Source organism: Pseudooceanicola nanhaiensis DSM 18065, from assembly GCF_000688295.1.
Taxonomy (GTDB): domain Bacteria; phylum Pseudomonadota; class Alphaproteobacteria; order Rhodobacterales; family Rhodobacteraceae; genus Pseudooceanicola; species Pseudooceanicola nanhaiensis.
Window position 1 is genome coordinate 1,023,319 of the sequence record NZ_JHZF01000011.1, and the last position, 25,260, is coordinate 1,048,578.

Below are 25,260 nucleotides of genomic sequence, written 5' to 3' on the forward strand. Positions count from 1 at the left end.
ACTCAAGCCATGCCGCGCAAACGGGGACGTTCGCGCTGAAGCCAGAGCATCAGGAGGATGAGTTGCGCGTTGTTCGCCTCCCCGCGGGACAGAAGCTCCATCCCCGCCTCGAAGGGCAGAAGATGCGTCCTGATGTCCTCGCCCTCGTCCTCCAGACCGCCGCCGCCCTCGGGCAGGTCCGGCAGGTCGCAGAGCCCGACATAGGTGTAGAGATATTCCGACAGCGTGCCGGTGCTGGGATAGTAATGCGCGACCGGCAGCAGTTCGCGCAAGGCAAGGCCCGCCTCCTCCTCGCATTCGCGCAGCGCGCAGGCCTCGGGCGTCTCGCCGGGGTCGATCCGGCCCGCGACGGGCTCCAGCACCCAGGGGTAGCGCGCGCCGCGGCACCAAGGGCCAAGGCGGAACTGTTCGGTCAGCAGGATGCGGTCGCGTCCGGGGTCGTAGGGCAGCACCACGGCGGCATCTGCCGCCAGGTAGGTCTCGCGCACCAGCGTCTCGCTCTGGCCGCCCGAAAAAAGCGGATGGCTCAGCCGGTCGCGCCGGGTGACGAAGAAGCCTGCGTGCGGATAGTCGCGTCCGGCAAGCGCGACGCTGTCCGCCCTCATGTCGGTGCCGCGTTCGGGCCGGGCCATGCCATCGGCCCGAAGCGCGGAGGCCGCCCGCCCGAGGAAGCTGCCCCAGAACTGGCCGATGACCGCAGGCTCGACCGCGCCGTGCATCTCCATCGCCTCGGCGGCGGCGCGGCAGAGCATGTCGCCCCAGTCGCGCGTCCACTCCTCCAGCCGCCAGGGCCGGTCCTCGTGCGCCTGCCGCTCGCCGGGCATCCAGACGCGTGCGGTGACGGGGCCCGCGTCGGTCCGGACCTCGCGTTCGATGCCGGGATAGTCCGAGATCATCTCGTACCAGTCGAGCCGGGCGAGCGCCGTCTCGCTCACCTCGTAGAGTGTGCCCTCGGCCACGGCCCCGGGCGCGGCTACGATGGCGGGATAATCCGCGCCTGCGGCCTGCAGCACGGCAAAGCCCGGCAGACGCGCGGGGCGGGCATGGACCCGCTCCCCGGCGACGATTTCCATGAGCGGGACGTGACGGAGAGTGCCATAGGCAAAGACCCGTGGCATCGGCTAGTTCCACCGCCGCGCGGCGATCTCGGTCAGCACGCCCGCGATGCAGCCGCCGATCACCAGCGTCAGGATGATGTTGGCATGCAGCAGGTGCTGGCCGTAATTGCCGCCGATCCGGACCATGTCCTCGATCCCCTCGACCGGGCCGCGATAGCGCCGTTCCAGCGCAAGGCGCAGCATCTCGTTCGCGGTGACGAGCGCCAGCACCCAGAACACCGTCGCGGCGGCGGCGGTCATGCCGACGCTCATCGCGATCGCGGCACCGAGCGCCCCGGTCGCGCGCGAGCCCAGCACCCTGTAGCCGCAGACGAAGCCCACAACCACGGACAGGGTGACGAACCAGCCGAAATTGTAGCTACCGTAGACCGCGAGCAGCTCGGTCTTCACCAATCCGGACACGATCCAGGCCAGGAAGGCGGTGAGCGCCCCCGCGACCACCTTGGGCATCGTCATCATGAGGTCAGCGCGGCCTTGTCACTGTGATCTGGGTCACGTCGCAGTTACCGGAGGCGAAGGTCGCCGCGCAAGACGTCAGGTAGAAATTCCACATCCGCCGGAAGCGGTCGTCGAAGCCGAGGGCGGCGACATTGTCCCACTTCTCGTTGAACGTGTCGTACCAGCGCCGGAGCGTCTGGCTGTAGCTCGGCCCGAACTCGATATGGCGCGCGACCGAAAGGCCCGCCTTCTCGACCTCGGCCTTCAGCACGGCCGGGCTGGGCAGCATGCCGCCCGGGAAGATGTATTTCTGGATGAAGTCGACCCCCCGGCGATAGGCCTGCCAGCGGCCGTCGTCGATCGTGATGATCTGCAGCGTGGCGTTGCGGCCGGGCTTCAGGCTCTTGTGCACGGTGTCGAAATAGGACGGCCAGTAGCGTTCGCCGACCGCCTCGAACATCTCGATCGAGGCGATGCCGTCGTAGGTGCCGCGCTCGTCGCGGTAATCCTGCAGGCGAAGCTCCACGAGGTCCGAGAGCCCGGCCTTCTGGATCCGCGCCTGCGCATAGTTCAGCTGCTCGCGCGAGATCGTCAGCCCGGTGACCTTCAGCCCGCGCTCCTTCGCGGCATATTCGGCGAACCCGCCCCAGCCACAGCCGATCTCGAGCACGTGCTCGCCCGGCTTCACGTCCATCTGGTCGACCATGGAGGCGTATTTCGCCGTCTGCGCCGCCTCGAGGCTTTCCTGCCCGGTCGCGAAGAGCGCCGAGGAATAGGTCATCGTCTCGTCCAGCCAGAGGGAATAGAAATCGTTCCCGAGGTCGTAATGGTACGAGATGTTCCTGCGCGCCTGCTTCTTGGTGTTGCGGTTCATCCAGTGGCGCATCCGCTCGTAGACGCGGACGAAGGCCATGCCCGGGAAACCGTCGTAGAGCGCCTCGTTCCCCATGTAGAGGAAGTCGAGGAAGGCCTGCAGGTCGGGGGTGGACCACCAGCCCTCGAGATAGGCGTCGCAGAAACCGAGATCGCCCTCGCGGATCAGGCGGGCGAAGGTGTCGGGATTGTGGATATGCACCTCGGCCACCGGCCCGGGCGACTGCCCCTCGGCCCGGAAGACGCGCCCGTCGGGCAGGTGAATGTCGAGCCGCCCGGTCGGGATGGTCTTGGCCACGTCGAACACCCGCGCCATGTAGCGCGGCAGGTCCGCCTGCCCCCTGGTCTCGGTCAGGATCATGGGTAACTCCTTACCATTTGGTAAATGCTATGCGCCGCGCGGGGGCGCGGCAAGTCTTTCGGGCCGGCCCGTCAGGACCGTGCCTCCTCATAGGCCGCGAGTGCCCGGTCGCGCCCCTCCTTGAGCCCCACGATCCGGTCGGGGTCCGGATCGCCGGGGTCCATGCGCCAGCTCCGGGGAATCGCGTCGAAATAGCTCAGCGCGGTCCGGGTCGGCTGCGCCTCGCCCTCCGCCAGCCAGCGGCGGCGGTAGGCGCGGTCGGGATCGAAGCGTTCGGCCTGCGTCTCGGGGTTGAAGACGCGGAAATAGGGCGCCGCATCCGGACCGGACCCGGCGACCCATTGCCAGCCGAGCGCATTCGAGGCCGGGTCCCAGTCGACAAGGCATTCCTCGAACCACTTCTGGCCGATCCGCCAGTGGCACAGCAGATGCTTGCAGAGATAGCTCGCGACGATCATCCGCGCCCGATTGTGCATCCGCCCGGTGACGAAGAGCTCGCGCATCGCGGCATCGACCACCGGCTCGCCGGTGCGGCCGCGCTTCCATGCGATGACCTCCTTGCGGCGATCATCGTCGTTCCACGGGAAATCCCGCCATTCCTCGCGCCAGTTCTCCTCGGTGATATGCGGGGTGTGGAAGACGAGGTGATGCGAGAACTCGCGCCAGGCGAGCTCCTTGCGGAAGGTCTCGGCCCCCTCGCCCGAGGCGTCGAGCGACCTCGTCCAGAGCGTCAGCGGAGAGATCTCGCCCAGCGTGAGGTACTGGCTCATCCCCGAGGTGCCGTCCTCGGCCAGCATGTCGCGCGCACCGGCGTAATCGTCGATCCGGCGCGCCACGAACTGCCCGAAGCGCCGGTTGGCGGCCGCCTCGCCCGCATCGACATGCTCCGCCACCACCGCGGCGCCGCGGTTCATCGCCCCGCCGAGGCTCCAGTCGGCCAGCCTGTCGGAGCGGGGCCATCTGTCCGGTGCCGTCAGGTCGGGCTTCGGACAGGGCGCGGGCAGGTCGCGGCCCTTCACGGCCTTCCAGTACGGGGTGAACACCTTGTAGTAGCCGCCCTGCCCCGTTTCCACGGTCCAGGGTTCGAAAAGCAGGTGGCCCGGGAAGCTCCTGGCCTCGAGCCCGTCATCGCGCAGCCCGGCCTTGACCCGCTCGTCCCGCTCGCGCGCGGCGGGCTCGTAGAGGCGCGACCAGTAGATCGTGTCGGCGCCGGTCTCCTCGACCAGCTCGCGCAGCACCTCGAGCGCCGGGCCCGCCCGCAGCACCAGACGGGAGCCGGCCGTCTCGAGCGCCTCGGCGAAGACCTCGAGCCCGCGCTCGAGCCGCCAGCGCGGCGCGGCGCCCATGTCATCCACCACGGCATCGCGGATGAAGACCGGCACGACCGGCCGCCCGCCCTCGGCCGCGGCCCTGAGCGCGGGGTGGTCCGCCAGCCGCAGATCGCGCCGGAACCACATGATACAGGGGGATTTTCCGCTCATCTCTGCCTCGCTCTTTCCCGTGTTACGCACCCCGCCGCCCGGCCGGATCAATCGCGCGCCGCCGGCCCTTGCGGCAGGTCCGCGATGTCAGCCACGAAAAAGGCCGGCCGGAGTTTCCCCCGGCCGGCCCGTGAACGCCCGTCATCGCAAGCCTTGCGCTCAGCCCAGCTTGCGCTCGGCCTGAAGCCCGCTCCAGATCGTCCAGCACATCATCAGAAGCACGATGGTGAAGGGCAGACCCGTCGAGATCACCATCGACTGCAGCGAGGCGAGCCCGCCCGCCGAGAGCAGCAGCACGAGGGCCACGGCACCTTCGAAGACGCACCAGAACACCCGCTGGGGCACCGGCGCATCGACCTTGCCGCCCGCGGTGATCGTGTCGATGACCAGCGAACCGGAGTCCGAGGAGGTCACGAAGAAGACGATCACGAGGACGATCCCGATCAGCGAGGTGATCCCCGTCAGCGGCAGCTCGTCGAGCATCTTGAAGAGCTTCAGCTCGAGCGGCGCGTCGACCGCCGCGGTGTAGCCCGCGTGGACGACCTGGTCGATCGCGACGCCCCCGAAGACCGACATCCACAGGACGCAGACCAGCGACGGGATCAGCAGGACGCAGATCACGAACTCACGCACCGAACGGCCGCGCGAGACGCGGGCGATGAACATGCCCACGAACGGCGACCAGGAGATCCACCAGGCCCAGTAGAACGAGGTCCAGCCCTGCATGAAGTTCACGTCCTCGCGCCCGATCGGGTTCGCCAGCGCCGGCAGGTACTGGAAATAGGCCAGCAGGTAGTCGAAGAAGCCGGTCATGATCGCGACGAAGCCGCCGACGACGAGCACGAAGAGCAGCAGCGCGAAGGCCAGGCCCATGTTGATCTCGGACAGGATCTTCACCCCGCCGTCGAGGCCGCGGAGGACCGAGATCAGCGCGATCGCGGTGATGCTGGAGATCAGCAGGACCTCCATCGTCGGCCCCACCGGGATGCCGAAGAGCTCGTTCAGGCCCGCGTTGGCCTGCGTCGCGCCGAAGCCGAGCGAGGTCGCAAGGCCGAAGAGCGTGGCAAAGACCGCGAGCGTGTCGATGATGTGGCCCCACCATCCCCAGACACGTTCGCCGAGGATCGGGTAGAAGGCCGAGCGGATCGTCAGCGGCAGGCCCTTGTTGTAGCTGAAGAGCGCGAGCGCCAGCGCCACCACCGCGTAGATCGCCCAGGGGTGCAGGCCCCAGTGGAAGATCGTGGCGGCCATGCCGAGGCGGGCCGCCTCGACCTCGTCGCCCTCCGCGGCACCCAGAGGCGCCCAGTCGGTGCGCACGCCGTCCTCGCCCACGGAGACGCCGCCGAAGGACGACGCGTAGTGGCTGAGCGGCTCGGACACGCCGTAGAACATCAGCCCGATGCCCATCCCGGCCGCGAAGAGCATCGCGAACCAGCCGATGTAGTTGTAATCGGGCGTCGCATCGGCGCCGCCCAGACGGACCGAGCCCACGGGGGTCACGATCAGCAGCAGGCAGAACAGCACGAAGATGTTCGCCGCGCCCAGGAAGAACCAGTCGAAGCCCTTGGTCACGGTGTCGAAGAGCCAGCTGAAGGCGTCGCCCGCCTGTTCCGGCAGGGCCAGCGTGTAGAACACGAAGGCCACGATGCTGAGACCCGAGATCAGGAAGACCGGGTTGTGGATGTCGAAACCGAACGGCCCGACCGAGCCGTCGATATTGTCCTGTCCGATCTCGTATTCGGTGTCGATGATATCCGAATGGCCTTCCGGCTCCGGAATACCCTGATTGGCACTTTCATCCGTCATTCTTGTGTCCCTCCTGCCTGTTATCGTTTGTGGGGATCATCCGCGCACCACCAGCACCGAGACCTTCGCATGTGTCGCGATCGTCCCGCCGTTGGAAGGCCAGATGTAGTCGGTGATGTTGGGAACGTGGCTTGCCATGACCACGAGGTCGGCGCCGGTCTCGTCCACCGCCTTGAGCAGCGTGGGATCGAGGTCGGTCGACGGGTCGTGGCTGGTCATCGCGTGCGCCGTCGCCTTGTGGCCGTGCTTGCCCGCCTCGGTCTCGGCGAAGGCCTTGAGCTTCTCGGCGAACTCCTGCGGCGAATGCGCGACCGATGACGGCGTGGCGGCTGAAACGCCGACATAGGTGACCGTGGCGCCGTAGAGCCCGGCGAGGTCGGCCGCGCATTTCAGCGCGTGGCCGAGCTTGTCCACATGGGCAAGATCGACCGGTATCATGATGTTCGAAAACACATTTTCCTCCGTTTCATGCGCGGAGGGCGGCCCTAACCGGGGCCGTCGTCGCACTCGGTCGCGGGGTCATGGGGGCCCCGTCTCCGCGCTGTCCGTCTTGACGGGCCTGCCGATCGCAACGCCCGGTGATGGAGCGAAGGTATAGCTGACCGGGGCCGGCGGACAACCGCCTGCGCCCGTTTTTCGGGCAGAAACGACACCTTGCGCCGTTTCCGCCCCACGTATTGCCGTAACGTCAGCCGTTCACGTCGACAACCACCCGGCCCTTCACCTGGCCCTTCAGGATGTCGGCGCCGAGCTTCGGCAGGTCCGACAGGGTCGCGGGCTGGACCATGGCGTCGAGCTTGTCCATCGGCAGGTCCTTCGCGATGCGCTGCCAGGCCCGCACGCGGTTGTCGTAGGGCTGCATCACGCTGTCGATGCCCAGGAGGTTCACGCCGCGCAGCAGGAAGGGCACCACGGTCGCGGGCAGCGCCGCGCCCCCGGCCAGCCCCACGGCCGCGACCGAGGCGCCGTATTTCATCTGCCCCAGCACCCGCGCCAGCATCGCGCCGCCGACCGCGTCAACGCAGCCCGCCCAGGTCTCGGATTCGAGCGGGCGCTTGGTGGTTTCGGCCAGGTCCTCGCGCGGCACGATCTGCGTCGCGCCGAGGCTCCTGAGGTAATCGGCGGTTTCGGGCCGCCCCGTGACCGCCGCGACCTCGTGGCCGAGGTTGGCCAGGATCGCGGTCGCGACGGACCCCACGCCGCCCGCCGCGCCGGTCACGAGCACCGGCCCGTGGCCCGTCTTCAGCCCGTGATCCTCGAGCGCCATGACCGCCAGCATCGCGGTGAAGCCCGCGGTGCCGACCGCCATCGCCTGCGAGGTCGACAGCCCCTCGGGCAGCGGCACCAGCCAGTCGGCCTTGACCCGCGCCTTCTGGGCATAGCCGCCCCAATGCGCCTCGCCGACGCGCCAGCCGGTCAGCACGACCTTGTCACCGGGCTTGTAGCGATCGTCCGAGGACTCCTCGACCGTGCCGGCGAAGTCGATCCCCGGCACATGCGGATACTTCCGCACCAGCCCGCCGCCCTTGGGCGAGAGGCAGAGCCCGTCCTTGTAGTTCACGGTGGAATACTCGACCGCGACGGTAACCTCGGCCTCGGGAAGGTCCGACAGCGCGAGAGACTTGACCTCGGGGCTGGCGGTGCCTTCGTCGTCCTGCGACATGACGAGCGCGTTGAACATGATATTCCTCCTGGTATTTCAGATATTTTGGGATCGAAGCTCAGGCACCGCCTTCACGACGCCCCCGGCATGACGAACAAATCCGTGTCCTCGGTCTTCGCGCCTGCCGCGGTGAGCATGGCGTGGATCTGACCCCGGTGATGGGTCTGGTGATTGAACATGTGCATGACGCAGAGCGCGTAGGGCATCGTCACCTCGCGCCCGACGGCGCCCGAGACCCAGGTCAGCTTGCCGGTCAGATCGACCGCATGCAGCGACTCGGCCCAGAGCTCGATCCTGCCGTCGAGGCGGAAGCGCTCGGCCTCCCAGGCGGAGGACGTGGGATTGAGATCGCGGCTCTCGCGGATCGAGACCGCGGGCTTCTCGACATCCGAGAAGCGCGACATCCACATCCGGTCGCCCCAGAGAAGATGGTTCGCCGTGCCGAGGATCGACCCGAAGAACGCGCCCCGTTCGGCGGTCAGCTCCGCCTCGGGCAGCTGCGCCATCGCCCGACGGAGGCAGCCGTTCTGCCACGTGTTGTAGCGGGCCATGGTGGCGCAATAGGCAGGCGTGATCATCGGCGCGTCCCTTCGTCCGGCCCGTTGGTTCGGGGGTGGTTCGGCGGGGTGGTTCGGGCGCGATATTCACAACCCCTGCAACCGGATGGCAAGCCCCCCTGCCGGATCACCGCCGGGCGAGCGCCGCGTTCAGGACCGAAACGACGGCCTCGGCCGGCACCTCGGAGGTCACGAAGGCCTGTCCGATCCCGCGCGCGAGGATGAAGCGGAGCTGGCCGTCCACGACCTTCTTGTCCTGCCCCATGAGCGCCAGAAGCGCCTCGGCATCCGGCAGATCGCCGGGAATGTCGGCGAGCGTGGTCTTCATGCCCATGGCCCGCAGATGCGCCGCGACGCGGGAGGGATCCTCCTGCGGGCAGAGCCCCAGCTTCGCCGAGAGCTCGAAGGCCAGCAGGCAGCCGATCGCCACGCCCTCGCCGTGCAGCAGCCGGTCGGAATAGCCGGTGGCGGCCTCGAGCGCGTGGCAGAAGGTGTGGCCGAGGTTCAGCAGCGCCCGGTCGCCCTGCTCGGTCTCGTCACGGGCGACGATCTCGGCCTTCATCTCGCAGGAGCGGCGCACGGCGCGGATCCGCGCCTGCCGGTCGCCGCGGGCGAGCGCCGGGCCCTCGGCCTCCAGCCAGTCGAAGAAGGCCGCGTCGCCGAGCAGGCCGTATTTCACCACCTCGCCGTAGCCGGCGAGGAAATCCCGCTCCGGCAGGGTCGACAGGATCCCGGTATCGCAGAGCACCAGCGCCGGCTGGTGGAAGGCGCCGACCAGGTTCTTGCCGTGCCGCGTGTTGATCCCGGTCTTGCCGCCGACCGAGCTGTCGACCTGCGCCAGCAGCGAGGTCGGGATCTGCACGAAGCGCACGCCCCGCCGCAACACGGCCGCCGCAAACCCCGCGAGGTCTCCGATCACCCCGCCGCCAAGTGCGACGACCACGTCGCGGCGTTCGACCTTCTCGTCGAGCAGCCATTCGACCGCGCGTTCGAACTGCGGCCAGCCCTTCGTCGCCTCGCCCGGCGGCAGGGCCAGCGCCGACATCGCGATGCCCTGCGCCGAAAGCCCCTCCCGCAGCGTGTCCAGATGCAGCCCCGCCACCGTCTCGTCGGTCAGGACCGCCACCCGCGAGCGATGCAGGTAGGGCGCGATCAGGGCCCCGGCGCGCGGCAGCAGCCCCTCGCCCACCTGGATGTCATAGGCGCGTTCGGCCAGCTCAACACGGACGGTTTCGATCATGTCTTCTCCAGGACGTCGGGCCGGTTCAGCAGGACCTTCACCACCCGCCGGGCCATGTCGTGCAGCGTGTAGGACGGGTCGGCGCGCACGCGCAGCTCGGCCAGCGCATAGATCGGCACGCGCTTGCGGTAAAGCTCCGACAGGGTCGCGCGCGGGTTCGGCGTGCGCAGCAACGGCCGCGTGTCGCGGTGGCGCACCCGGCTCCAGAGCAGATCGAGATCGGCATCCAGCCAGACGGCGACGCCCTTGTCATGGATCTCGGCGCGGTTGGCCTCCTGCATGTAGGCGCCACCCCCGGTCGACAGGATGCCCGGCGCCTCGACCAGCAGCCGCGAGATCACCTGCGCCTCGCGCTCGCGGAAGAAGGGTTCGCCGTCGCGGGCGAAGATCTCGGGGATGGTCATGTTGGCCGCGTGTTCGATCTCGGCATCCGAATCGAGGAACGGCACATCGAGGATGTCGGCCAGCACGCGCCCGACGGCGCTCTTGCCTGCCCCCATCATGCCGACCAGCACCACGGTCTTGTTCAGTCGGTACCCCATGCCCATCCGCTTCGGCTGTCATTCGCTCAAAATCTCGCGCGCGGCCCTGAATGACGTGATCTTGATGAAATTGCCAGTTATAAGAGATGAAAAAGGAGCCTACGGGACTCCACGAAAAGACAGGCAAGGTTACAGCGGGCAGGCACGGACATGTTTTTCGTAATACGTTGGCTCTTTTTTCTGGCGGTTCTGCTGGGCATCGCCCTGATCGCCTACGCCTATATCGGACCATTCTTCGGTGTGGATTTCTCACCGCCGCAAAGCGAAGTCAGGACGCCCGTTACCCTGGATGTCGATTAGACCTGCAACCTTTGCCCTGATCCCGTTTCTCGCGGTCGCGCAGACCGCGGCGGCCCAAGCCCCCATCTCCGCCATCCAGTGGCTCGACGAGGTGGATTCGCTCGCGGCCCTCGCGCCGCCGGACCGCCGCACGACCCGGCCGGGCACCTCGCTGCTGACCGAGCCGCCGGTGAGCGACGGTGCCGAGGTGCCGGACGTGGTGGTCATGCCGCTCGACCGGCCGGCCGACGGACCCGTGGGCCTGATGCCCAAGGGAGTGACCGGCCTTCCGGTCGAGCTCTGGCGCGGCTCGGATCCCGAACGCGTGGCAGGGATGCTGGCGCGGCTCGATCTCGAGGATCTGCCCGCGATGCAGGCCCTGCTCTATTCGCTCCTGCTGACCGAAGCCCTGCCGCCGATGGCCGAGGAACAACGCCCCGACATGCTGATCGCCCGGGTCGAGGCGCTGACCGAGCTCGGCGCGGTCGACCCCGCCATGGCGCTCATCGAACATGCCGGGCCCGAGCGTCATCCCGATCTCTTCCGCCGCTACTTCGACCTTGCCCTGCTGTCGGGCGACGAGGGCGCGGCCTGCGCCCGCCTCGCCCTGCGCCCGGACCTGTCGCCCGACTACGCCTCGCGCGTCTATTGCCTCGCCCGGACGGGCGACTGGCAGGCGGCGATGGTGACCTACGGCTCGATGGTCGCGCTTGGCGAATTCTCCCCCCGGCTCGAGACGCTGCTCCAGCTCTTCCTGGAACCCGAGCTGATCGAGGGCATACCGCCGCTCGCCCCCTCGGCCGAGGTGACGCCGCTCGTCTTCCGGCTGGAAGAGGCGATCGGCCAGCCGCTCTCCACCACCACCCTGCCCCGCGCCTATGCGATCTCGGACCTGCGCAAGGTCTCGGGCTGGAAGGCCGAGCTCGAGGCGGTGGAACGTCTCGCCCGGACCGGCGCGGTTTCGGAGGCGCGGCTGATCGGCGTCTACGGCGAACGCAAGCCCGCGGCCTCGGGGGGCATCTGGGACCGGGTCGCCGCCGTGCAGGCCTTCGACGCGGCGATGGAGGCCCGCGACCCCGAAGAGATCGGCAACACGATCACCGCGGCCTGGGCCGCGATGCGCGAGGTCGGCCTGCAGGTGCCCTTCGCCCGGCTCTACGGCGAGCGCCTGATCGACATCCCGCTGGCCAGCCGCCCGGCGCAGCGCATCGCCCTGCGGGTCGCCCTGCTTTCGCCCGCCTACGAGACCGCGGCGCAGCGGATGCCGGCCGAGGGGCGCGAAGAGGCCTTCCTCGTGGCTCTGGCCCGGGGCCGGACCGAGGGCGTCGCCGCGCCCTCCGCCCGCGCCCGCGCCGTGGCGTCGGGATTCGCGCCCGGCGCACAGCCGATCGACCGCAGCTTCGAGCTGGCCAGGGAGAACCGGCTGGGCGAGGCGATCCTGCAGGCGATGGAGCTCTATTCCCGCGCCGCGGCCGGCGAATACAAGGACGCCACCCTCGCCTTCGCCACCTTCCGTTCGGTCGGGCTGGAGGACACGGCCCGGCGCGCGGCGCTGCAGATGCTCATCCTCGACAGGCGGGATTGAGCCCGTGGCCGACACCCGCTGGATCTCGGCTTTCCTCGAGGCGCAGGCCGCCGAGCTCGGGGCCGCCCAGAACACCCTGCTGGCCTACGGGCGCGACCTGAAGGATGTCTCGGCCTGGCTCGCCGGGCGCGACCGCGATTTCGCGACCGCCGCGCGCGGGGACGTGGAGGCCTACCTCGTCCACTGCGACGCGCAGGGCTTTTCGCGCGCCACGCGGGCGCGGCGGCTTTCGGCGATCAAGCAGCTCTACCGCTTCGCCTTCGACGAGGGCTGGCGCGCGGACAATCCGGCGATCCAGATCCGCGGCCCCGGGCGCGACAAGCGGCTGCCGAAGACGCTCACCGTGGAAGAGGTCGACCGCCTGATCGCCGCCGCGCACGACACCGGCCGGACGCCGGCCGACCGGGTGCGCAACACCTGCCTCGTGGAGCTGCTCTACGCGACCGGGATGCGGGTGACGGAGCTGGTCTCGCTGCCCGTATCGGCCGTCCGTGGCGATCCCCGGATGCTGCTGATCCGCGGCAAGGGCGGCAAGGAGCGGATGGTGCCGCTCTCGGCGCCTGCGCGCGAGGCGATGACCGCGTGGCTGGCCCTCCGCGACACCGAGGAGGAGGCCGCACGGGCGAAGGGCAAGCCGCCGTCGCGGTTCCTGTTTCCCTCGCGCGGCAAGCTCGGGCACCTGACCCGGAACCGGTTCTACCTGCTGATCAAGGAGATCGCGGTCGCGGGCGGCGTCTCGCCCGACAAGGTCACGCCGCACACCCTGCGCCATGCCTTCGCCACGCACCTTTTGGCGGGCGGCGCCGATCTGCGCGCGATCCAGACCCTGCTCGGCCATGCCGACCTGGCCACGACCGAGATATACACCCATGTCCTCGACGCGCGGCTCAAGGAACTGGTGGAAGAGCATCATCCGCTGATGAAAGCCCGCGACTGAGCCGCGACATTCCCGACACTGACGCGACGCGGAGGCCGTGCAGATCTTGAACGCCGCCCGCCCGCGGCCCATAACCTGAGCATCCCACCCCTCATCGACGGACCGAAAATGGAAGACGCCAGCACGATCTACGACGCAGCCTTCTGGAGCTTCGCAGGCGCGATCCTTCTGCTGCTGGTGCTGTCGGCCTTCTTCTCGGGCTCCGAGACGGCTCTGACCGCGGCCTCGCGCGGCAAGCTCAAGGCCCAGGCCGACAAGGGCTCCAAGGGCGCCGAGCGCGCCCTTGTCATCACCGAGGACAACGAGCGGCTGATCGGCTCGGTCCTGTTGGGCAACAACCTCGTCAACATCCTCGCCACCTCGCTGGCGACCGCGCTCTTCACCCGGGCCTTCGGCGAGGGCGGCGTGGCGCTGGCCACGCTGGTGATGACCCTCCTCGTGCTGATCTTCGCCGAGGTGCTGCCGAAGACCTACGCGATCACCAATGCCGAGACCGCGGCGGGACTCGTCTCGGCCCCGATCAAGATCGTCATCACCGTCTTCGCCCCGGTCGTGACCGCGGTGCGCGCCTTCGTGCGCCTGGTGCTGCGGCTCTTCGGCATCCGCACCGACCCCGAGGCCAATGTGCTGGCCGTCCGCGAGGAGATCGCGGGCGCGCTGAACCTCGGCCATTCCGAGGGCGTGGTCGAGAAGGAAGACCGCGACCGGATCCTCGGCGCGCTCGATCTGGGCGACCGGACGGTCGAGGAGATCATGCTCCACCGTTCGCGAATCGAGATGATCAACGCGGCCGATGCGCCCGAGGACATCCTGGCCCAGTGCCTCGAGAGCAACCACACGCGCCTGCCGGTCTACGCCGACGATCCCGAGAACATCACCGGCGTGATCCACGCCAAGGACCTGCTGCGCTACATCCACAAGCTCTCGATCGGGAGCGGCCGGACGCCGGATGCCGCGATGCGCGACTTCAACCTGTCCGACGTCGCGATGGCCCCCTATTTCGTGCCCGAGACGACGACGCTGGACGAACAGATGCGGCAGTTCCTGCGGATGCGGTCGCATTTCGCGCTGGTCGTGGACGAATACGGCTCGCTTCAGGGCCTGATCACCCTCGAGGACATCCTCGAGGAGATCGTGGGCGAGATCACCGACGAATTCGACCCGGCCGCCGACCTGCAGGTGCGCCGCGGCGAGGACGGGCAGTTCCTGGTGGACGGCGCGATGACGATCCGCGACCTGAACCGCGCGATGGACTGGACGCTGCCGGACATCGAGGCGAACACGGTGGCGGGGCTCGTGATCCACGAGGCGCAGACGATCCCGACCACCGGCCAGGTCTTTTCCTTCCACGGCTTCCGGTTCGAGGTGGTGGCGCGGAAGGACAACCGGCTCACCCGGCTGAAGATCCGGCCGCTCTGAGCCTGCGGGCGGGCCTGTTCCGGCCCGGGGCCGGATGTCGGGCTGCTGCCGGCGCGGGCGGCGGTCCGCTTCGAGCTTCGGATGTCCGTGCCAATGGCGGTTGCGGAGGGGGCGCTGCCCCCGTCGGGCCGCTGGCCCGACTCCCCCGGAGTATTTCCGGAAAGATGAAGCGGGGACCTGCGCCCGGGCGGCACGCCGGGCGCAGCGGGTCCGGGCGGTTACTCGGCGGCCTCGTGCATCTCGTCGTCGACATGGGCGATCCGGGCGCCGGACTTCGACGTGGTGACCACGTTCAGCGACTTGAGCTTGCGGTGCAGCGCCGAGCGCTCCATGCCGACGAATTGCGCGGTGCGCGAGATGTTGCCGCCGAAGCGGTTGATCTGGGTGAGCAGGTATTCCCGCTCGAAAGCCTCGCGCGCCTCGCGGAGCGGCATGGTCGCCAGCGCGCCGGCCAGGACCACGCGGCCTTCGCTGTCGCCCTTCTCCTCCTCCTTCGGCACCTCGTCGACGCCGATCTCGTCCCGCGCCTCGCCCAGGATCAGCACCCGCTCGATCACGTTGCGCAGCTGGCGGACGTTGCCGGGCCAGTTCATCGTCTGCATCAGAGCCGCGGCCTCTTCGGAGAGCACCCGTTTCGGCAGGCCCTGCGAGGCGTGCAGTTCCTCGATGAAATGCTCGGAGAGCAGGGGGATGTCCTCGCGCCGGTCCGACAGGCTCGGGACCGCGATCGGCACCACGTTGAGCCGGTGATAGAGCTCTTCGCGGAAGGTGCCGGAGGCGATCTCGTCCTCGAGCACGCGGGCGGTGGAGGAGATGACGCGCAGGTCGACCCGCACCTTGTCGGTGCCGCCGATCCGCGTGAAGGTCTGGTCCACCAGCACCCGCAGCAGGCGCGACTGGGTGCCGAGCGGCATGTCCGCCACCTCGTCGAAATAGATCACCCCGCCGTGCGCCTCTTCCAGGAGCCCCTTCTCGACCCCGCGCTCGGGCGTCTCGCGGCCGAAGAGCACCTGTTCCATCCGGTCCGGGTCGATCGAGGCGCAGGGCACCACGACGAAGGGCGCGGTCGCGCGGCTGGAATGGGCATGGACGTAGCGCGCCGCCACCTCCTTGCCGGAGCCGGCGGGGCCGGTGAACATCACCCGCCCGTTCGACTTGGTGACCTTCTCGAGCTGGCCCACCATCGTGCGGAAGGCCGCGGAATTGCCGATCATCTCGGCGCTGACATTGTCCTTGCGCTTGAGCTGGTTGTTCTCGCGCCGGAGCCGCGAGGCCTCCATCGCGCGGCGGATCACCACGAGCAGCTGGTCGATGTTGAACGGCTTCTCGATGAAGTCGTAGGCGCCCTGCTTGATCGCGGCGACGGCGATCTCGATGTTGCCGTGACCCGAGATGATCACCACCGGCACGTCCGGGTTGTTCCGCTTCACGTGCTTGAGGATGTCGATCCCGTCCATCTTGCTGTCCTTCAGCCAGATGTCGAGGATCATCAGCCCGGGCGGTTCGCTGTTCAGCTCGGCCATGCATTCGTCCGACCCGCCTGCCAGTCGCGTCGTCAGGCCTTCGTCTTCCAGAATGTCCGAGATCAACTCGCGGATGTCGCGCTCGTCGTCTACAATCAGAATGTCACTCATGTGCCTCTCGCTCTCTGTCACGGACGTCCTGACGCGGGCTCTCCGGCTTGAGGGGAAGCCGGATCACCGCGGCGGCGCCTCGGTGGCTGCACCCGGGAAATGCGGGCGCATCTTCGAGGGCCAGCGTTCCGCCGTGCTCCTCGATGATCTTCTTGACGATGGGCAGGCCGAGGCCGGTGCCCTTCTCGCGCGTGGTGACATAGGGTTCGAAGAGCCGCGCGCGGTCCTCCGGAAGCCCGATGCCGTTGTCCTCGATCCGGATCAGGGCGAAGGGATCGCCCGCCTCGGATGTCTCCCGTGCGCCGGTGACGTGGATCGCCGGGGCGTAGCCCTCGGGCGCGCCCTTCTCGCGCAGCGTCTCGGTCGCCTCGCCGGCGTTCTTGATGAGGTTGGTCAGCGCCTGCCCGATCATCGTCGCATCGACCTGCGCCGGCAGCGTCGCGGCGGTGACATCCGAGGTGATCGCGACCTCCGGCTGGCCGGATTGCTGCAGCAGCACCGCGTCGCGCAGAAGCTGGGCGATGTCCTCGTCCCGGCGGTCGGGTTCGGGCATGCGCGCGAATTTCGAGAATTCGTCGACGATCCGGCGCAGGTCGTTGGTCTGGCGCACGATCACCTCGGTCAGGCTCTCGAGGCTCTCGGCCTGCGCCTCGTCGAGGTGCCGGGTGAACTTGCGCTTGATGCGTTCGGCCGAGAGCTGGATGGGGGTGAGCGGGTTCTTGATCTCGTGTGCGATCCGCCGCGCCACGTCGCCCCAGGCCGCCATCCGCTGCGCGGTGACCAGGTCGGTCACGTCGTCGAAGGCCACCACGTAGCCCTCGCGCCGGCCTTCCGCGTTGCGGCGGGTCGCCATGCGGACCAGCAGGTTCTCAACCCGGCCGTTGCGCGAGACCCTGATCTCTTCCTGCACCACCTGCTTCTCGGCGGCGCGGAGCTGGTCGAAGAGCTGGCCGAACTCGGGCACGGCCACGGCGATGGCGAGGTTCTGCTTCTCCTGGTCCCAGGCCAGCAGGCGTTCGGCCGAGCGGTTCACGAAGGTCACGCGGCCCTCGGCGTCGAGCCCCACGACCCCCGAGGTCACCGAGGACAGGACGGAATCGAACAGCCGCCGCCGGTTCTCGATCTGGCGGTTGTTCTCGAGCAGGGTCTCGCGCTGGCGTTTGAGCTGCCGGGTCATCTGGTTGAAGTAGCGCCCCAGCATGGCGATCTCGTCGTCGCCCTTCTCCTCGATCACCTGCACGTCCAGATCGCCCGAGCCGACCTGCTGGGCGGCCCCGGTCAGCCGGCCGACGGGGCGCGACAGGCGTTCGGCGAACCACAGCCCCAGCCAGATCGCGGCGAGCACGAGGATCATCGCGAAACCGAGGTAGAGCAGCCCGAATTCGAACAGCACCCTGCCCCGCTCGCTTTCGAGCTGCTGATAGAGCTGGACGGTCTGCTGGGTGTTGTCGAGCAGGCTCAGAAGCTCGCCATCGACCTCGCGCGAGACATAGAGCATCCGGTCGGCGAAGCGCCCGAGCGGCATCAGCGCGCGGAATTCGTTGTTGTCCCAATCCTCGATCAGCGTGAAGCCGTCCGCCTTGGCCTCGGCGATCTCGGCATCGGTGGGGCGTTCGAAGTCGAAGAGGTAGGAGCGTTCGCCCCGCGCCCGGATCTCTCCGGTGCCGTCGATCACGTAGGCCTCGCGCAGGCCCCGCTGGATCTGGGTCTGGCCCAGGGTCAGGACCTGGCGCAATTCGCCGTCGGACATGAAGACCGCCACGTCGCGCGCGCCCTCGATGTAGTTCGCCAGCGCGCGCGCGTCCTCCTCGAGGTCCTGCCGGTGCTCCTGCTCATAGGCCCTTGCGGCCGAGAGCGAGGCGCCCACCACGTTGCGGACCCGGTCCGAGAACCAGCCCTCGAGCCCGACGTTGATGGTGAGCGCGGCGAAGATCGCGACCGTCACCGCGGGGATCAGCGCCATCAGGGCGAAGACGCCGGTCAGCCGCAGGTGGAGCCGGGATCCGGCCGAGCGCGCCCGCCGCGCGGCGATCATCTGTGCGACGCGCTGGAGCACCAGCGCCGCCACGACGAGGATGTAGACAAGATCGGCCAGCAGGACGAGGCGGAGCGCAAGCCCGGAGGCCCCCTGGTCCAGAGGGCCGAGCACAAGGTACGTGGCCACGGCCAGCACCGGCCCGAGGATCACCAGACCCAGGGTCGCCGCGTTCTGATACCGCCGCTGCCTGCGGAGACGGCTCAGCCGCTCCCAGCTCGATGTTCGTGCCCGGGTTGCCACAGGCATCCCCCGCCTACATGCGTGATCTTTCGATCACCACCGCCATATATTGTGACTCGTCATGAGAGAGGACTCTCATCGGCCACTGTTCTGTTGCGGTTTTACATCAATTTGCGGCGGCGTGTCACGCGAATATCAAGGTCGGTGATCTTTTTGCGCAGCGTATTCCGGTTGATCCCGAGCAGATCCGCGCATTTCGCCTGGTTTCCCCCGGTGGCGTCGAGCGCGATTTCTATAAGCGGCAGCTCCACTTCGCGGAGGATCCTCGCGTAGAGCCCCGGGGGTGGCAGCATGTTGCCGTGCAGGTCGAAATACCGCCGAAGGTGGCGCGCGACCGAGGCCGAGAGCTTCTCGGTGTCGCCTCCGCCCAGCACCGGCTCGGTCTCGGGCTGGTTGCCGAGCACCGCCTCGACTTCGGCGCGGGTGATCTCGTCGGCGCGCGCGGTGAGCACCAGCCGCCGGATCGCGTTCTCGAGCTGGCGGACGTTGCCGGGCCAGGAATAGGCGCGCATCATCTCGACCGCGTCATCGGCGAGGTAACGTTTCGGCAGCCCGTCGCGCTCGGCCCGTTGCAGGAAATGCTCGACCAGCAGCGGGATGTCGTCGACCCTTTCGCGCAGCGAGGGGACGTGGATCGTCGCGCCGCAGAGACGGTAATAGAGGTCCTGCCGGACCTTGCCCTCTTCCATCGCGCGGTTCGGATCGGTCTGGCAGGTCGCCATGAAGCGCGGCAGCGTGTCGGTGGGGCCGTCCATCATCCGCACGATCCGGGCCTGGATCTCGGGGTCGAGATCCGCGATCTCGTCGAAAAGCACGGTGCCGCCCTTGGCCCGCGCCAGCACCCGCGCCGGGCCTTCGAGGTCCTGCAGATCGGCCCCGGATGCGGTGACGAACGGCAGGTTGCGCCGGTCGGAGAAATCGTGGATCGCCCGCGCGATCAAGGATTTGCCGGTGCCGCTCTCGCCCGAGATCATCACCGTCAGGTCGGTGTTCATCACCCGCGCCACCAGCCGGTAGAGCGATTGCATGCCCGCCGTCCGCCCGACCAGCGGCAGCTCGTCCGGGCGCTCCACCTCGTCCGGCGCCGAGGACGGGCCCGAGGGCATCCGGCGCTTCTGTTCCAGCGCCTTCGCGGTGCGCTTCATCAGGTCCGGCAGATCGAAGGGCTTGGGCAGGTAGTCGTAGGCCTCGGCCTCGGCCGCCTGGATCGCGGTCATGATCGTGTTTTGCGCCGAGATCACGATCACCGGCAGCCCGGGCCGGTCCTGCGCGATTTTCGGCAGCATTTCCAGGCCATTGCCGTCGGGCATCATGACGTCCGAGATGACCACGTCGCCCTTGCCCTCGCCGACCCATCTCATCAGCGTGGTCAGGGACGAGGTCGCATGCACCTTGCAGCCCGCGCGGGTCAGGGCCTGCGTCAGGACCGTGCGGATCGTGCGGTCGTCGTCCGCCACCAGAACGGTACCATCCATCAGCTGCTCTCCTTCTTGGTTTTCCTGGCGCGGGGGGCCATGGGCAGGGAAATGCGGAACACGGTGTGGCCGGGCACGGAATTGACCGAGATCCAGCCCTCGTGGTCCGAGATGATCTTGCTCACCAGCGCGAGGCCCAGCCCGGTGCCGTTCTCGCGCCCCGAGACGAAGGGGTCGAAGATCTGGTCCGCGATGTCGGGCGGCAGGCCGGGGCCGTCGTCGATGATCTCGATCTGGAGCGGCAGGGACCGCCCGCCGCCATCGGCGCGGCGCAGCCGGAAACTGTGCTCGAAATAGGTATGGAGCCGAATGGTTCCGCCTTCCTTTCCAGCGGCTTGCGCGGCGTTCTTCAGAAGATTCAGCACCACCTGCAGAAGCTGGTCCGGATCGCCGATTGCCGCGGGCAGCGAGGGATCGTAATCCTCGATGATCTTCATGCTGGCCCCGAAGCCCAGGAGCGCGGAGCGCCGCGCCCGGTCCAGTACGTCGTGGATGTTCACGGGCCGCAGGTCCGGCAGGGTCAGGTTGCCGAACTGCTCCACCTGTTCGAGCAGCTTCACCACGCGCCGCGTCTCGGCCACGATCAGGTCGGTGAGCTCGCGGTCCTCGGCGTCGAGGCCCATGGACAGAAGCTGCGCGGCCCCGGTGATCCCGGCGAGCGGGTTCTTGATCTCGTGCGCCAGCATCTCGGCCATGCCGATGGCGGATTTCGCCGCCGACTTCACCGAATGGTCCTGCGTCATCCGCCCGGCCAGTTCGCGCGGGGAAATGAGGAAGAGCATGTAGCCCGGCCGGTCCGACAGCGGCGCGATCTGCAGGTTGCAATGCAGCGGCGCGCGCTCTCCGGTGCCGACGTCCACGTCGTTGACGAAGAGCGGCGAGGCGGTCTCGCGCGCGCGGTTGAAAGCGTCCTCGAGCGGGGAATTGATCATCACCCGTTCCCAGACGTTCTGGCCCCGGATCGACCGCGACGAGGTGTTGAGGAAGCCCTCGGCGGCGGGGTTGATCTCCTCGATCCGGTCCTCGGGGTCGAGCAGCAGCGCCGGCACCGGCAGCGAGGCCCAGATCGCGTTGTCTTCGAGGCTCATGCCGCCTGCCTCTCGGCACCGGCGGCACGGAGCGCGCGCGGCAGCAGGGAAAGGACCTCGGCCGGATCGGGGCTGCGCAGGATGCGCTGGCGCAGCTCCGGCGCGGTCCCGGTGCGGTCCATGTACCAGCCGAGGTGCTTGCGCGCGACGCGGGCGCCGAGGTCCTTGCCGTAGAAGGTGAGGATCGCCTCGTAATGCGCGGAAACCATGTCGGAAAGCGAGTCGCCTTCCGGGATGCGCGGCGCCGGCGCGCCGAACAGCTCGTGCCCGATCAGGGCGGGCAGCCAGGGCTGGCCCTGCGCGCCGCGGCCGACCATGACGCCGTCCGCGCCCGAGAGCCGCAGCGCCTCGCGCGCCGCGGCGGGCGAGGTGATGTCGCCGTTGGCGATGACGGGGACCGAGACCGCCGCCTTCACCGCACCGATCGCCGCCCAATCGGCGCGGCCCTTGTAGAACTGGCAGCGCGTCCGGCCGTGGATCACGATCATCCGCACGCCCGCCGCCTCGGCCCGGCGCGCAATGTCGGGGGCGTTCAGGCAATCGTCGTCCCAGCCGAGCCGCATCTTCAGCGTGACGGGCACGTCCACCGCGGCCACCACCGCCTCGATCAGCGAGAGCGCATGATCCGGCTCGCGCATCAGTGCAGAGCCCGACAGCCCGCCCACGACCTTCTTCGCCGGGCAGCCCATGTTGATGTCGATCACCTGCGCGCCCTGGTCGGCGACCTGCCGCGCGGCCAGCGCCATCCATTGCGCGTCGCGCCCCGCGAGCTGCACCGAGGTCCGCGCCCGGCCGAGCCCCAGCTCGGCCTTCTCGCGCACGCCGGGCTTGCCCTGCACCATCTCCTGGCTCGCCACCATCTCGCTCACCACCAGCCCCGCGCCGAAGCCCGCGACGAGGTCACGGAACGGGAGGTCGGTGATTCCGGCCATCGGGGCCAGCATCACGGGCGGGTCCAGCGTCAGGGGATCGGTGCCGGGGGTCATATGCCTATTCCTTGTGCAATACTCACTGGCTAGCCCATGTTCCGACCATGCTCAATCTATCCTCCTACGGCAGAATCCCAACATCTGCATGTCCGCCCAAAATTTAGGCATTAGGGCGGCCAAAATCAGGGCGATTGCCCTGCCCCGCCCGACCCCCTATGCAGGGCGCGACATGTCGGGGAGAGCGATGCGGACAGCCGCCATCATCGTCGCCGCGGGGCGCGGCACGCGGGCCGGGGGCGGGTTGCCGAAGCAATGGCGCCCCCTCGCCGGGCGGCGCGTCGCGGACTGGACGCTCGCGGCCTTCGCGGCCGCCGGCATCGGGCGGATCGTGGTGGTGCTGCATCCCGATGACCGGGCGATTCCCCTGCCGGGCGGCGTGATCCGCGTGACGGGCGGCGCAACCCGCGACGCCTCGGTCCGGGCCGGGCTCGAGGCGCTGGCGGCCGAGGCGCCCGACGTGGTGCTGATCCACGACATCGCCCGCCCCTGCGTCACCCCCGCCCTGATCGCCCGCGTCCTTTCCGCGCTCGACACGGCCGAGGCCGCGGCCCCCGGTCTGCCGGTCTCGGACGCGCTCTGGCAGGGGCGCGACGCCCGGGTGGCGGGCACGCAGGACCGCGCGGGCCTCTACCGCGCGCAGACCCCGCAGGGCTTCCGCTTCGGGAAGATCCTCGCCGCGCACCGCGCCCACCCCGGGGGCGCCGCGGATGATGTCGAGGTCGCCCGCGCCGCGGGGCTCGACGTCGCGATCGTTGCGGGCGACGAGGCCAACATCAAGATCACCACGCCCGGGGATTTCGCCCGGGCCGAGACTTTCCTGAGAGGACAGCCCGCCATGCAGCTTCCCGACATCCGGCTCGGCAACGGCTACGACGTGCACCGGTTCAAGGCGGGCGACCATGTCGTCCTCTGCGGCGTGCGGGTGCCGCATGACCGCGCGCTCGAGGGCCATTCGGATGCGGATGTCGGCATGCATGCCATCACCGACGCGATCTACGGCGCGCTGGCCGAGGGCGACATCGGGCGGCACTTCCCCCCGTCGGATCCGCAGTGGAAGGGTGCGGCGAGCGAGATCTTCCTCGCCCATGCCGGCGATCTGGCCCGCGGCCGCGGCTTCGCCATCGGCAATGTCGACTGCACGCTCGTCTGCGAGCGGCCCAAGGTCGGACCCCATGCCGCGGCGATGCAGGCCGAGATCGCGCGTATCCTCAAGATCGATGCCGCGCGGGTTTCGGTGAAGGCCACCACCTCGGAGCGGCTCGGCTTCACCGGCCGGGAAGAGGGCATCGCGGCGCTGGCGACCGCCGCGCTGATCGGACAGCAGGGAGAGACACATGCGGGCTAGCCATCTGGTCGCAACATTCGGCGGCGTCGGGAACATCCCGACGGCCCCCGGCACATGGGGATCGCTCGCGGCCCTGCCCGCGGCCTGGGTGCTGCATGCGGTCGGCGGGGCCTGGCTGGTGGTGATCGCCATCCCGGTCGCCTATCTTGCCGGCCTCTGGGCGACCCGGCAGGAGGCCGCGGCGACCGGCCTCCACGATCCGCAGCACGTGGTGATCGACGAGGTCGCCGGACAGTGGGTCGCGCTGCTGCCGGTCCTGATCGGCGCGGATCACGCGGGCGTCGACGTGCTGGCCCTCTGGCCCGGCTGGATCGCGGCCTTCGTGGGCTTCCGGCTCTTCGACATCTGGAAACCCGGCCCCGTGGGCTGGGCGGACCGGCGCGACGACGCGGTCGGCGTGATGCTGGACGATATCGTCGCGGGCGTCATGGCGGCGCTGCTGGTGGTGGCCCTGGCCGCGGCCTATCACGGCTGGATCATGCAGGGATGATCGTGGAAATGCGCCGCCCCCGTCCAGGAACGGCGCATTCCATCACTCAATAGGAATAATCGAGCTCGGTTTCCCTGATCGCCACGTTGCCGCTGGCCGCCTTGACGGCGGCACGCGGCGGTTCGGGGTCAGCCCCGATCCGGTCGATCAGCTGCGCACGGAACATCCGCCGCTGCGTTGCGGCCGCCAGGTCGCGATCGGAATCGCTCGCCGGTTCGTCCCGCCGGTCATAGGCGGTCCGGGCTTCGGTCGCACTCTGTCCCACGGGCGCAACACCCTGCGAGCCAGTGACCGCGGACGTGGAGGACGGCGCGGGCGTATCCCCGCCATATCCGTTCCCCGCCGCTGCGGCCTTCGCCGAGCCCTTGCCCGACGACGTTTCACCCGAAGCGGCACCGCCGCTCGTCCTTTCCGTGGAAGAAGACGAGGACCGCGCCTCTACGGGTGCCGTGGTGGGCTGAAGCAATGCGGAGACACTGCCCAGCCCGATGGATGAAAGCATACGGCCTTCTCCTTTCGGTTTGGTGCATTCAAATGCAACAGTTTGATGAAACGCGGGAACGCGGTCGAAATAAGGCCCGTGCGTGACGGTTGGTTGACGTCGACAATGGTGCACAACTTGCCCTTGTCGCCGCGTCAGCCTAGCCTGCGCCGAAGTTGAGGAGAGGTCGAAAAATGGGCGAAACGGAACTGGCGCGCGCGGTGCTGGAGGCCTGCAAGGCGAAGGGTCTGCGACTCGCCACCGCGGAATCCTGCACCGGCGGCATGGTGGGCGCGGCCCTGACCGGGATCGCGGGATCCTCGGCCGTCGTGCTGGGCGGCGTGGTGGCCTATGCCAACAGCGCCAAGCGGGATCTGCTGGGGGTCGGCGCCGACACACTGATGGCGCATGGCGCGGTCAGCGAGGAGACCGCGCGCGAGATGGCCGAAGGCGCGCTGCGGGCGCTCGGGTCGGACCTCGCCGTCTCGATCACCGGCATCGCGGGCCCGGGCGGCGCGGGCGACAAGCCCGAGGGCCGGGTCTGCTTCGCCATCGCCGGCACAGGAAGGGAGACGGACAGCGAGACGCGCGATTTCGGCGCCATCGGCCGGGCACAGGTCCGTGCCGCATCGCGGGACCGGGCGCTGGACCTGCTGCTGGCGGCGGCGGAGAAAGCCTAGCCGTAAAGCGCGTGCGCGCGGTTCTCGAAGGCGCGCACGATGCGCTGCATCGCCTCGTTGAAGACGACGCCGATGATGCTCTGCAGCAGGGCGTTCCTGAATTCGAAATCGACGAAGAAATCGACCTCGCAGCCGCCCTCCACGTCGCGGAAGGCCCAGTTGGACTTCATGTACTTGAAGGGCCCGTCGATGTATTCCGTGTCGATCTTCTTCTGAGCGGGCCAGAGGGTGACGCGGCTGCCGAACTTCTCGCGGAAGACCTTGAACGAGATCACGAGGTCGGCCTCCATCACCTCGCCGCCGTCGATGGGGGTGGTGGACCGGACGCGGGCCGCGGCGCACCACGGCAGGAACTCCGGATAGGCGCCGACATCGGCCACGAGATCGTACATCTGATCTGCCGTGTAGGGCAGAACCCTGGTTTCCGAATGTGTCGGCATGTCACTCCCGCTGCGGCTTGTTCCTGCGCCCCCATGTCGTAGAGTGGCGCCGCGAGTTCAA

General features: G+C 68.8%; 24 protein-coding genes. 7 read left to right on the forward strand and 17 right to left on the reverse strand.

Annotation, left to right across the window (positions count from 1 at the left end):
* Positions 1-2: 2 nt before the first annotated feature.
* From Q344_RS0105875 to Q344_RS0105920, 10 genes are all read right to left on the reverse strand, one after another.
* On the reverse strand, positions 3-1,118 hold the full coding sequence (locus tag Q344_RS0105875) for a gamma-glutamylcyclotransferase (protein WP_028285874.1): 1,116 nt from the start codon (positions 1,116-1,118) through the stop codon (positions 3-5).
* A gap of 3 nt (positions 1,119-1,121) precedes the next feature.
* The gene (locus tag Q344_RS23185; protein ID WP_169739178.1) at positions 1,122-1,574 is read right to left on the reverse strand and encodes a TrgA family protein; all 453 of its coding nucleotides are present in this window, start codon (positions 1,572-1,574) and stop codon (positions 1,122-1,124) included.
* Between the two features lie 7 nt (positions 1,575-1,581).
* Positions 1,582-2,790, reverse strand: coding sequence for an SAM-dependent methyltransferase (locus Q344_RS0105885; RefSeq protein WP_028285875.1), 1,209 nt, complete (start codon positions 2,788-2,790; stop codon positions 1,582-1,584).
* Positions 2,791-2,861: 71 nt separating this feature from the next.
* Positions 2,862-4,271 (reverse strand): cryptochrome/photolyase family protein, encoded by a 1,410-nt coding sequence (locus Q344_RS0105890; protein WP_028285876.1) that lies wholly within the window; start codon positions 4,269-4,271, stop codon positions 2,862-2,864.
* Positions 4,272-4,430: 159 nt separating this feature from the next.
* Positions 4,431-6,077, reverse strand: coding sequence for a BCCT family transporter (locus Q344_RS0105895; RefSeq protein ID WP_028285877.1), 1,647 nt, complete (start codon positions 6,075-6,077; stop codon positions 4,431-4,433).
* Between the two features lie 36 nt (positions 6,078-6,113).
* Complete coding sequence (locus Q344_RS0105900; RefSeq protein WP_028285878.1) at positions 6,114-6,530, reverse strand: universal stress protein; 417 nt, start codon at positions 6,528-6,530, stop codon at positions 6,114-6,116.
* A gap of 235 nt (positions 6,531-6,765) precedes the next feature.
* Positions 6,766-7,758 carry an acryloyl-CoA reductase gene (gene acuI, locus Q344_RS0105905; RefSeq protein WP_028285879.1) on the reverse strand — a complete coding sequence of 331 codons (993 nt, stop codon included), beginning with the start codon at positions 7,756-7,758 and terminating at the stop codon, positions 6,766-6,768.
* A gap of 53 nt (positions 7,759-7,811) precedes the next feature.
* Entirely contained in the window at positions 7,812-8,318 is a 507-nt protein-coding gene (locus Q344_RS0105910) for a DinB family protein (RefSeq protein ID WP_028285880.1), read from the reverse strand.
* Between the two features lie 106 nt (positions 8,319-8,424).
* Complete coding sequence (gene aroB / locus Q344_RS0105915; protein ID WP_028285881.1) at positions 8,425-9,537, reverse strand: 3-dehydroquinate synthase; 1,113 nt, start codon at positions 9,535-9,537, stop codon at positions 8,425-8,427.
* Complete coding sequence (locus tag Q344_RS0105920; protein ID WP_028285882.1) at positions 9,534-10,079, reverse strand: shikimate kinase; 546 nt, start codon at positions 10,077-10,079, stop codon at positions 9,534-9,536. The genes aroB and Q344_RS0105920 overlap by 4 nt, the downstream gene beginning before the upstream one ends.
* 150 nt (positions 10,080-10,229) lie before the next feature.
* Between Q344_RS0105920 and Q344_RS26325 the strand changes: the two genes are divergently transcribed.
* The 4 genes from Q344_RS26325 (at position 10,230) to Q344_RS0105940 (ending at position 14,299) form a co-directional block, all read left to right on the forward strand.
* A complete protein-coding gene (locus tag Q344_RS26325; RefSeq protein ID WP_169739179.1) occupies positions 10,230-10,379 on the forward strand; it encodes a hypothetical protein in 150 nt (49 codons plus the stop codon).
* Entirely contained in the window at positions 10,369-11,943 is a 1,575-nt protein-coding gene (locus Q344_RS0105930; RefSeq protein ID WP_028285883.1) for a hypothetical protein, read from the forward strand. The genes Q344_RS26325 and Q344_RS0105930 overlap by 11 nt, the downstream gene beginning before the upstream one ends.
* Positions 11,939-12,880 carry a site-specific tyrosine recombinase XerD gene (locus Q344_RS0105935; RefSeq protein WP_028285884.1) on the forward strand — a complete coding sequence of 314 codons (942 nt, stop codon included), beginning with the start codon at positions 11,939-11,941 and terminating at the stop codon, positions 12,878-12,880. Before Q344_RS0105930 ends, Q344_RS0105935 begins: the two co-directional genes overlap by 5 nt.
* A gap of 108 nt (positions 12,881-12,988) precedes the next feature.
* Positions 12,989-14,299 carry an HlyC/CorC family transporter gene (locus tag Q344_RS0105940; protein WP_028285885.1) on the forward strand — a complete coding sequence of 437 codons (1,311 nt, stop codon included), beginning with the start codon at positions 12,989-12,991 and terminating at the stop codon, positions 14,297-14,299.
* Between the two features lie 218 nt (positions 14,300-14,517).
* Here Q344_RS0105940 and ntrX read toward each other — a convergent pair whose 3' ends face one another.
* The 5 genes from ntrX to dusB all read right to left on the reverse strand — a co-directional run bounded on the left by ntrX (position 14,518) and on the right by dusB (position 21,760).
* A complete protein-coding gene (gene ntrX / locus Q344_RS0105945; RefSeq protein ID WP_028285886.1) occupies positions 14,518-15,933 on the reverse strand; it encodes a nitrogen assimilation response regulator NtrX in 1,416 nt (471 codons plus the stop codon).
* The gene (locus tag Q344_RS0105950) at positions 15,926-18,217 is read right to left on the reverse strand and encodes a sensor histidine kinase NtrY-like (protein ID WP_036538372.1); all 2,292 of its coding nucleotides are present in this window, start codon (positions 18,215-18,217) and stop codon (positions 15,926-15,928) included. The genes ntrX and Q344_RS0105950 overlap by 8 nt, the downstream gene beginning before the upstream one ends.
* A gap of 95 nt (positions 18,218-18,312) precedes the next feature.
* On the reverse strand, positions 18,313-19,686 hold the full coding sequence (locus Q344_RS0105955; RefSeq protein WP_028285888.1) for a sigma-54-dependent Fis family transcriptional regulator: 1,374 nt from the start codon (positions 19,684-19,686) through the stop codon (positions 18,313-18,315).
* Positions 19,686-20,774 (reverse strand): two-component system sensor histidine kinase NtrB, encoded by a 1,089-nt coding sequence (locus Q344_RS0105960; RefSeq protein WP_028285889.1) that lies wholly within the window; start codon positions 20,772-20,774, stop codon positions 19,686-19,688. Before Q344_RS0105960 ends, Q344_RS0105955 begins: the two co-directional genes overlap by 1 nt.
* Complete coding sequence (gene dusB, locus Q344_RS0105965) at positions 20,771-21,760, reverse strand: tRNA dihydrouridine synthase DusB (RefSeq protein ID WP_028285890.1); 990 nt, start codon at positions 21,758-21,760, stop codon at positions 20,771-20,773. Before dusB ends, Q344_RS0105960 begins: the two co-directional genes overlap by 4 nt.
* A 187-nt stretch (positions 21,761-21,947) precedes the next feature.
* Between dusB and Q344_RS0105970 the strand changes: the two genes are divergently transcribed.
* Both Q344_RS0105970 and Q344_RS0105975 read left to right on the forward strand, forming a co-directional pair.
* Positions 21,948-23,108 (forward strand): bifunctional 2-C-methyl-D-erythritol 4-phosphate cytidylyltransferase/2-C-methyl-D-erythritol 2,4-cyclodiphosphate synthase, encoded by a 1,161-nt coding sequence (locus Q344_RS0105970; RefSeq protein ID WP_028285891.1) that lies wholly within the window; start codon positions 21,948-21,950, stop codon positions 23,106-23,108.
* A complete protein-coding gene (locus Q344_RS0105975; protein ID WP_028285892.1) occupies positions 23,098-23,598 on the forward strand; it encodes a phosphatidylglycerophosphatase A family protein in 501 nt (166 codons plus the stop codon). Before Q344_RS0105970 ends, Q344_RS0105975 begins: the two co-directional genes overlap by 11 nt.
* Before the next feature lie 46 nt (positions 23,599-23,644).
* Here Q344_RS0105975 and Q344_RS26035 read toward each other — a convergent pair whose 3' ends face one another.
* A complete protein-coding gene (locus Q344_RS26035; protein WP_156954631.1) occupies positions 23,645-24,100 on the reverse strand; it encodes a hypothetical protein in 456 nt (151 codons plus the stop codon).
* A gap of 173 nt (positions 24,101-24,273) precedes the next feature.
* Here Q344_RS26035 and Q344_RS0105985 point away from each other — a divergent pair, with 173 nt between their 5' ends.
* Positions 24,274-24,759, forward strand: a complete 486-nt coding sequence (locus Q344_RS0105985; RefSeq protein WP_028285894.1) for a CinA family protein — start codon at positions 24,274-24,276, stop codon at positions 24,757-24,759.
* Here Q344_RS0105985 and Q344_RS0105990 read toward each other — a convergent pair.
* Entirely contained in the window at positions 24,756-25,199 is a 444-nt protein-coding gene (locus Q344_RS0105990; RefSeq protein ID WP_028285895.1) for a type II toxin-antitoxin system RatA family toxin, read from the reverse strand. The genes Q344_RS0105985 and Q344_RS0105990 overlap by 4 nt on opposite strands.
* Positions 25,200-25,260 lie beyond the last annotated feature (61 nt).

What these genes read in the sequence shown, in the direction of transcription:
- Q344_RS0105940 (WP_028285885.1), top strand. Translation starts at nt 12,989, where the DNA reads ATGGAAGACGCCAGCACGATCTACGACGCAGCCTTCTGGAGCTTCGCA.
- Q344_RS0105950 (WP_036538372.1), bottom strand. Translation starts at nt 18,217, where the DNA reads ATGCCTGTGGCAACCCGGGCACGAACATCGAGCTGGGAGCGGCTGAGC.
- Q344_RS0105920 (WP_028285882.1), bottom strand. Translation starts at nt 10,079, where the DNA reads ATGGGGTACCGACTGAACAAGACCGTGGTGCTGGTCGGCATGATGGGG.
- Q344_RS0105955 (WP_028285888.1), bottom strand. Translation starts at nt 19,686, where the DNA reads ATGGATGGTACCGTTCTGGTGGCGGACGACGACCGCACGATCCGCACG.
- Q344_RS0105970 (WP_028285891.1), top strand. Translation starts at nt 21,948, where the DNA reads ATGCGGACAGCCGCCATCATCGTCGCCGCGGGGCGCGGCACGCGGGCC.
- Q344_RS23185 (WP_169739178.1), bottom strand. Translation starts at nt 1,574, where the DNA reads ATGACGATGCCCAAGGTGGTCGCGGGGGCGCTCACCGCCTTCCTGGCC.
- Q344_RS0105890 (WP_028285876.1), bottom strand. Translation starts at nt 4,271, where the DNA reads ATGAGCGGAAAATCCCCCTGTATCATGTGGTTCCGGCGCGATCTGCGG.
- Q344_RS0105975 (WP_028285892.1), top strand. Translation starts at nt 23,098, where the DNA reads ATGCGGGCTAGCCATCTGGTCGCAACATTCGGCGGCGTCGGGAACATC.
- dusB (WP_028285890.1), bottom strand. Translation starts at nt 21,760, where the DNA reads ATGACCCCCGGCACCGATCCCCTGACGCTGGACCCGCCCGTGATGCTG.
- acuI (WP_028285879.1), bottom strand. Translation starts at nt 7,758, where the DNA reads ATGTTCAACGCGCTCGTCATGTCGCAGGACGACGAAGGCACCGCCAGC.
- ntrX (WP_028285886.1), bottom strand. Translation starts at nt 15,933, where the DNA reads ATGAGTGACATTCTGATTGTAGACGACGAGCGCGACATCCGCGAGTTG.
- Q344_RS26325 (WP_169739179.1), top strand. Translation starts at nt 10,230, where the DNA reads ATGTTTTTCGTAATACGTTGGCTCTTTTTTCTGGCGGTTCTGCTGGGC.
- Q344_RS0105960 (WP_028285889.1), bottom strand. Translation starts at nt 20,774, where the DNA reads ATGAGCCTCGAAGACAACGCGATCTGGGCCTCGCTGCCGGTGCCGGCG.
- Q344_RS0105990 (WP_028285895.1), bottom strand. Translation starts at nt 25,199, where the DNA reads ATGCCGACACATTCGGAAACCAGGGTTCTGCCCTACACGGCAGATCAG.
- Q344_RS0105930 (WP_028285883.1), top strand. Translation starts at nt 10,369, where the DNA reads ATGTCGATTAGACCTGCAACCTTTGCCCTGATCCCGTTTCTCGCGGTC.
- Q344_RS0105875 (WP_028285874.1), bottom strand. Translation starts at nt 1,118, where the DNA reads ATGCCACGGGTCTTTGCCTATGGCACTCTCCGTCACGTCCCGCTCATG.
- Q344_RS0105985 (WP_028285894.1), top strand. Translation starts at nt 24,274, where the DNA reads ATGGGCGAAACGGAACTGGCGCGCGCGGTGCTGGAGGCCTGCAAGGCG.
- Q344_RS0105910 (WP_028285880.1), bottom strand. Translation starts at nt 8,318, where the DNA reads ATGATCACGCCTGCCTATTGCGCCACCATGGCCCGCTACAACACGTGG.
- aroB (WP_028285881.1), bottom strand. Translation starts at nt 9,537, where the DNA reads ATGATCGAAACCGTCCGTGTTGAGCTGGCCGAACGCGCCTATGACATC.
- Q344_RS0105885 (WP_028285875.1), bottom strand. Translation starts at nt 2,790, where the DNA reads ATGATCCTGACCGAGACCAGGGGGCAGGCGGACCTGCCGCGCTACATG.
- Q344_RS0105895 (WP_028285877.1), bottom strand. Translation starts at nt 6,077, where the DNA reads ATGACGGATGAAAGTGCCAATCAGGGTATTCCGGAGCCGGAAGGCCAT.
- Q344_RS26035 (WP_156954631.1), bottom strand. Translation starts at nt 24,100, where the DNA reads ATGCTTTCATCCATCGGGCTGGGCAGTGTCTCCGCATTGCTTCAGCCC.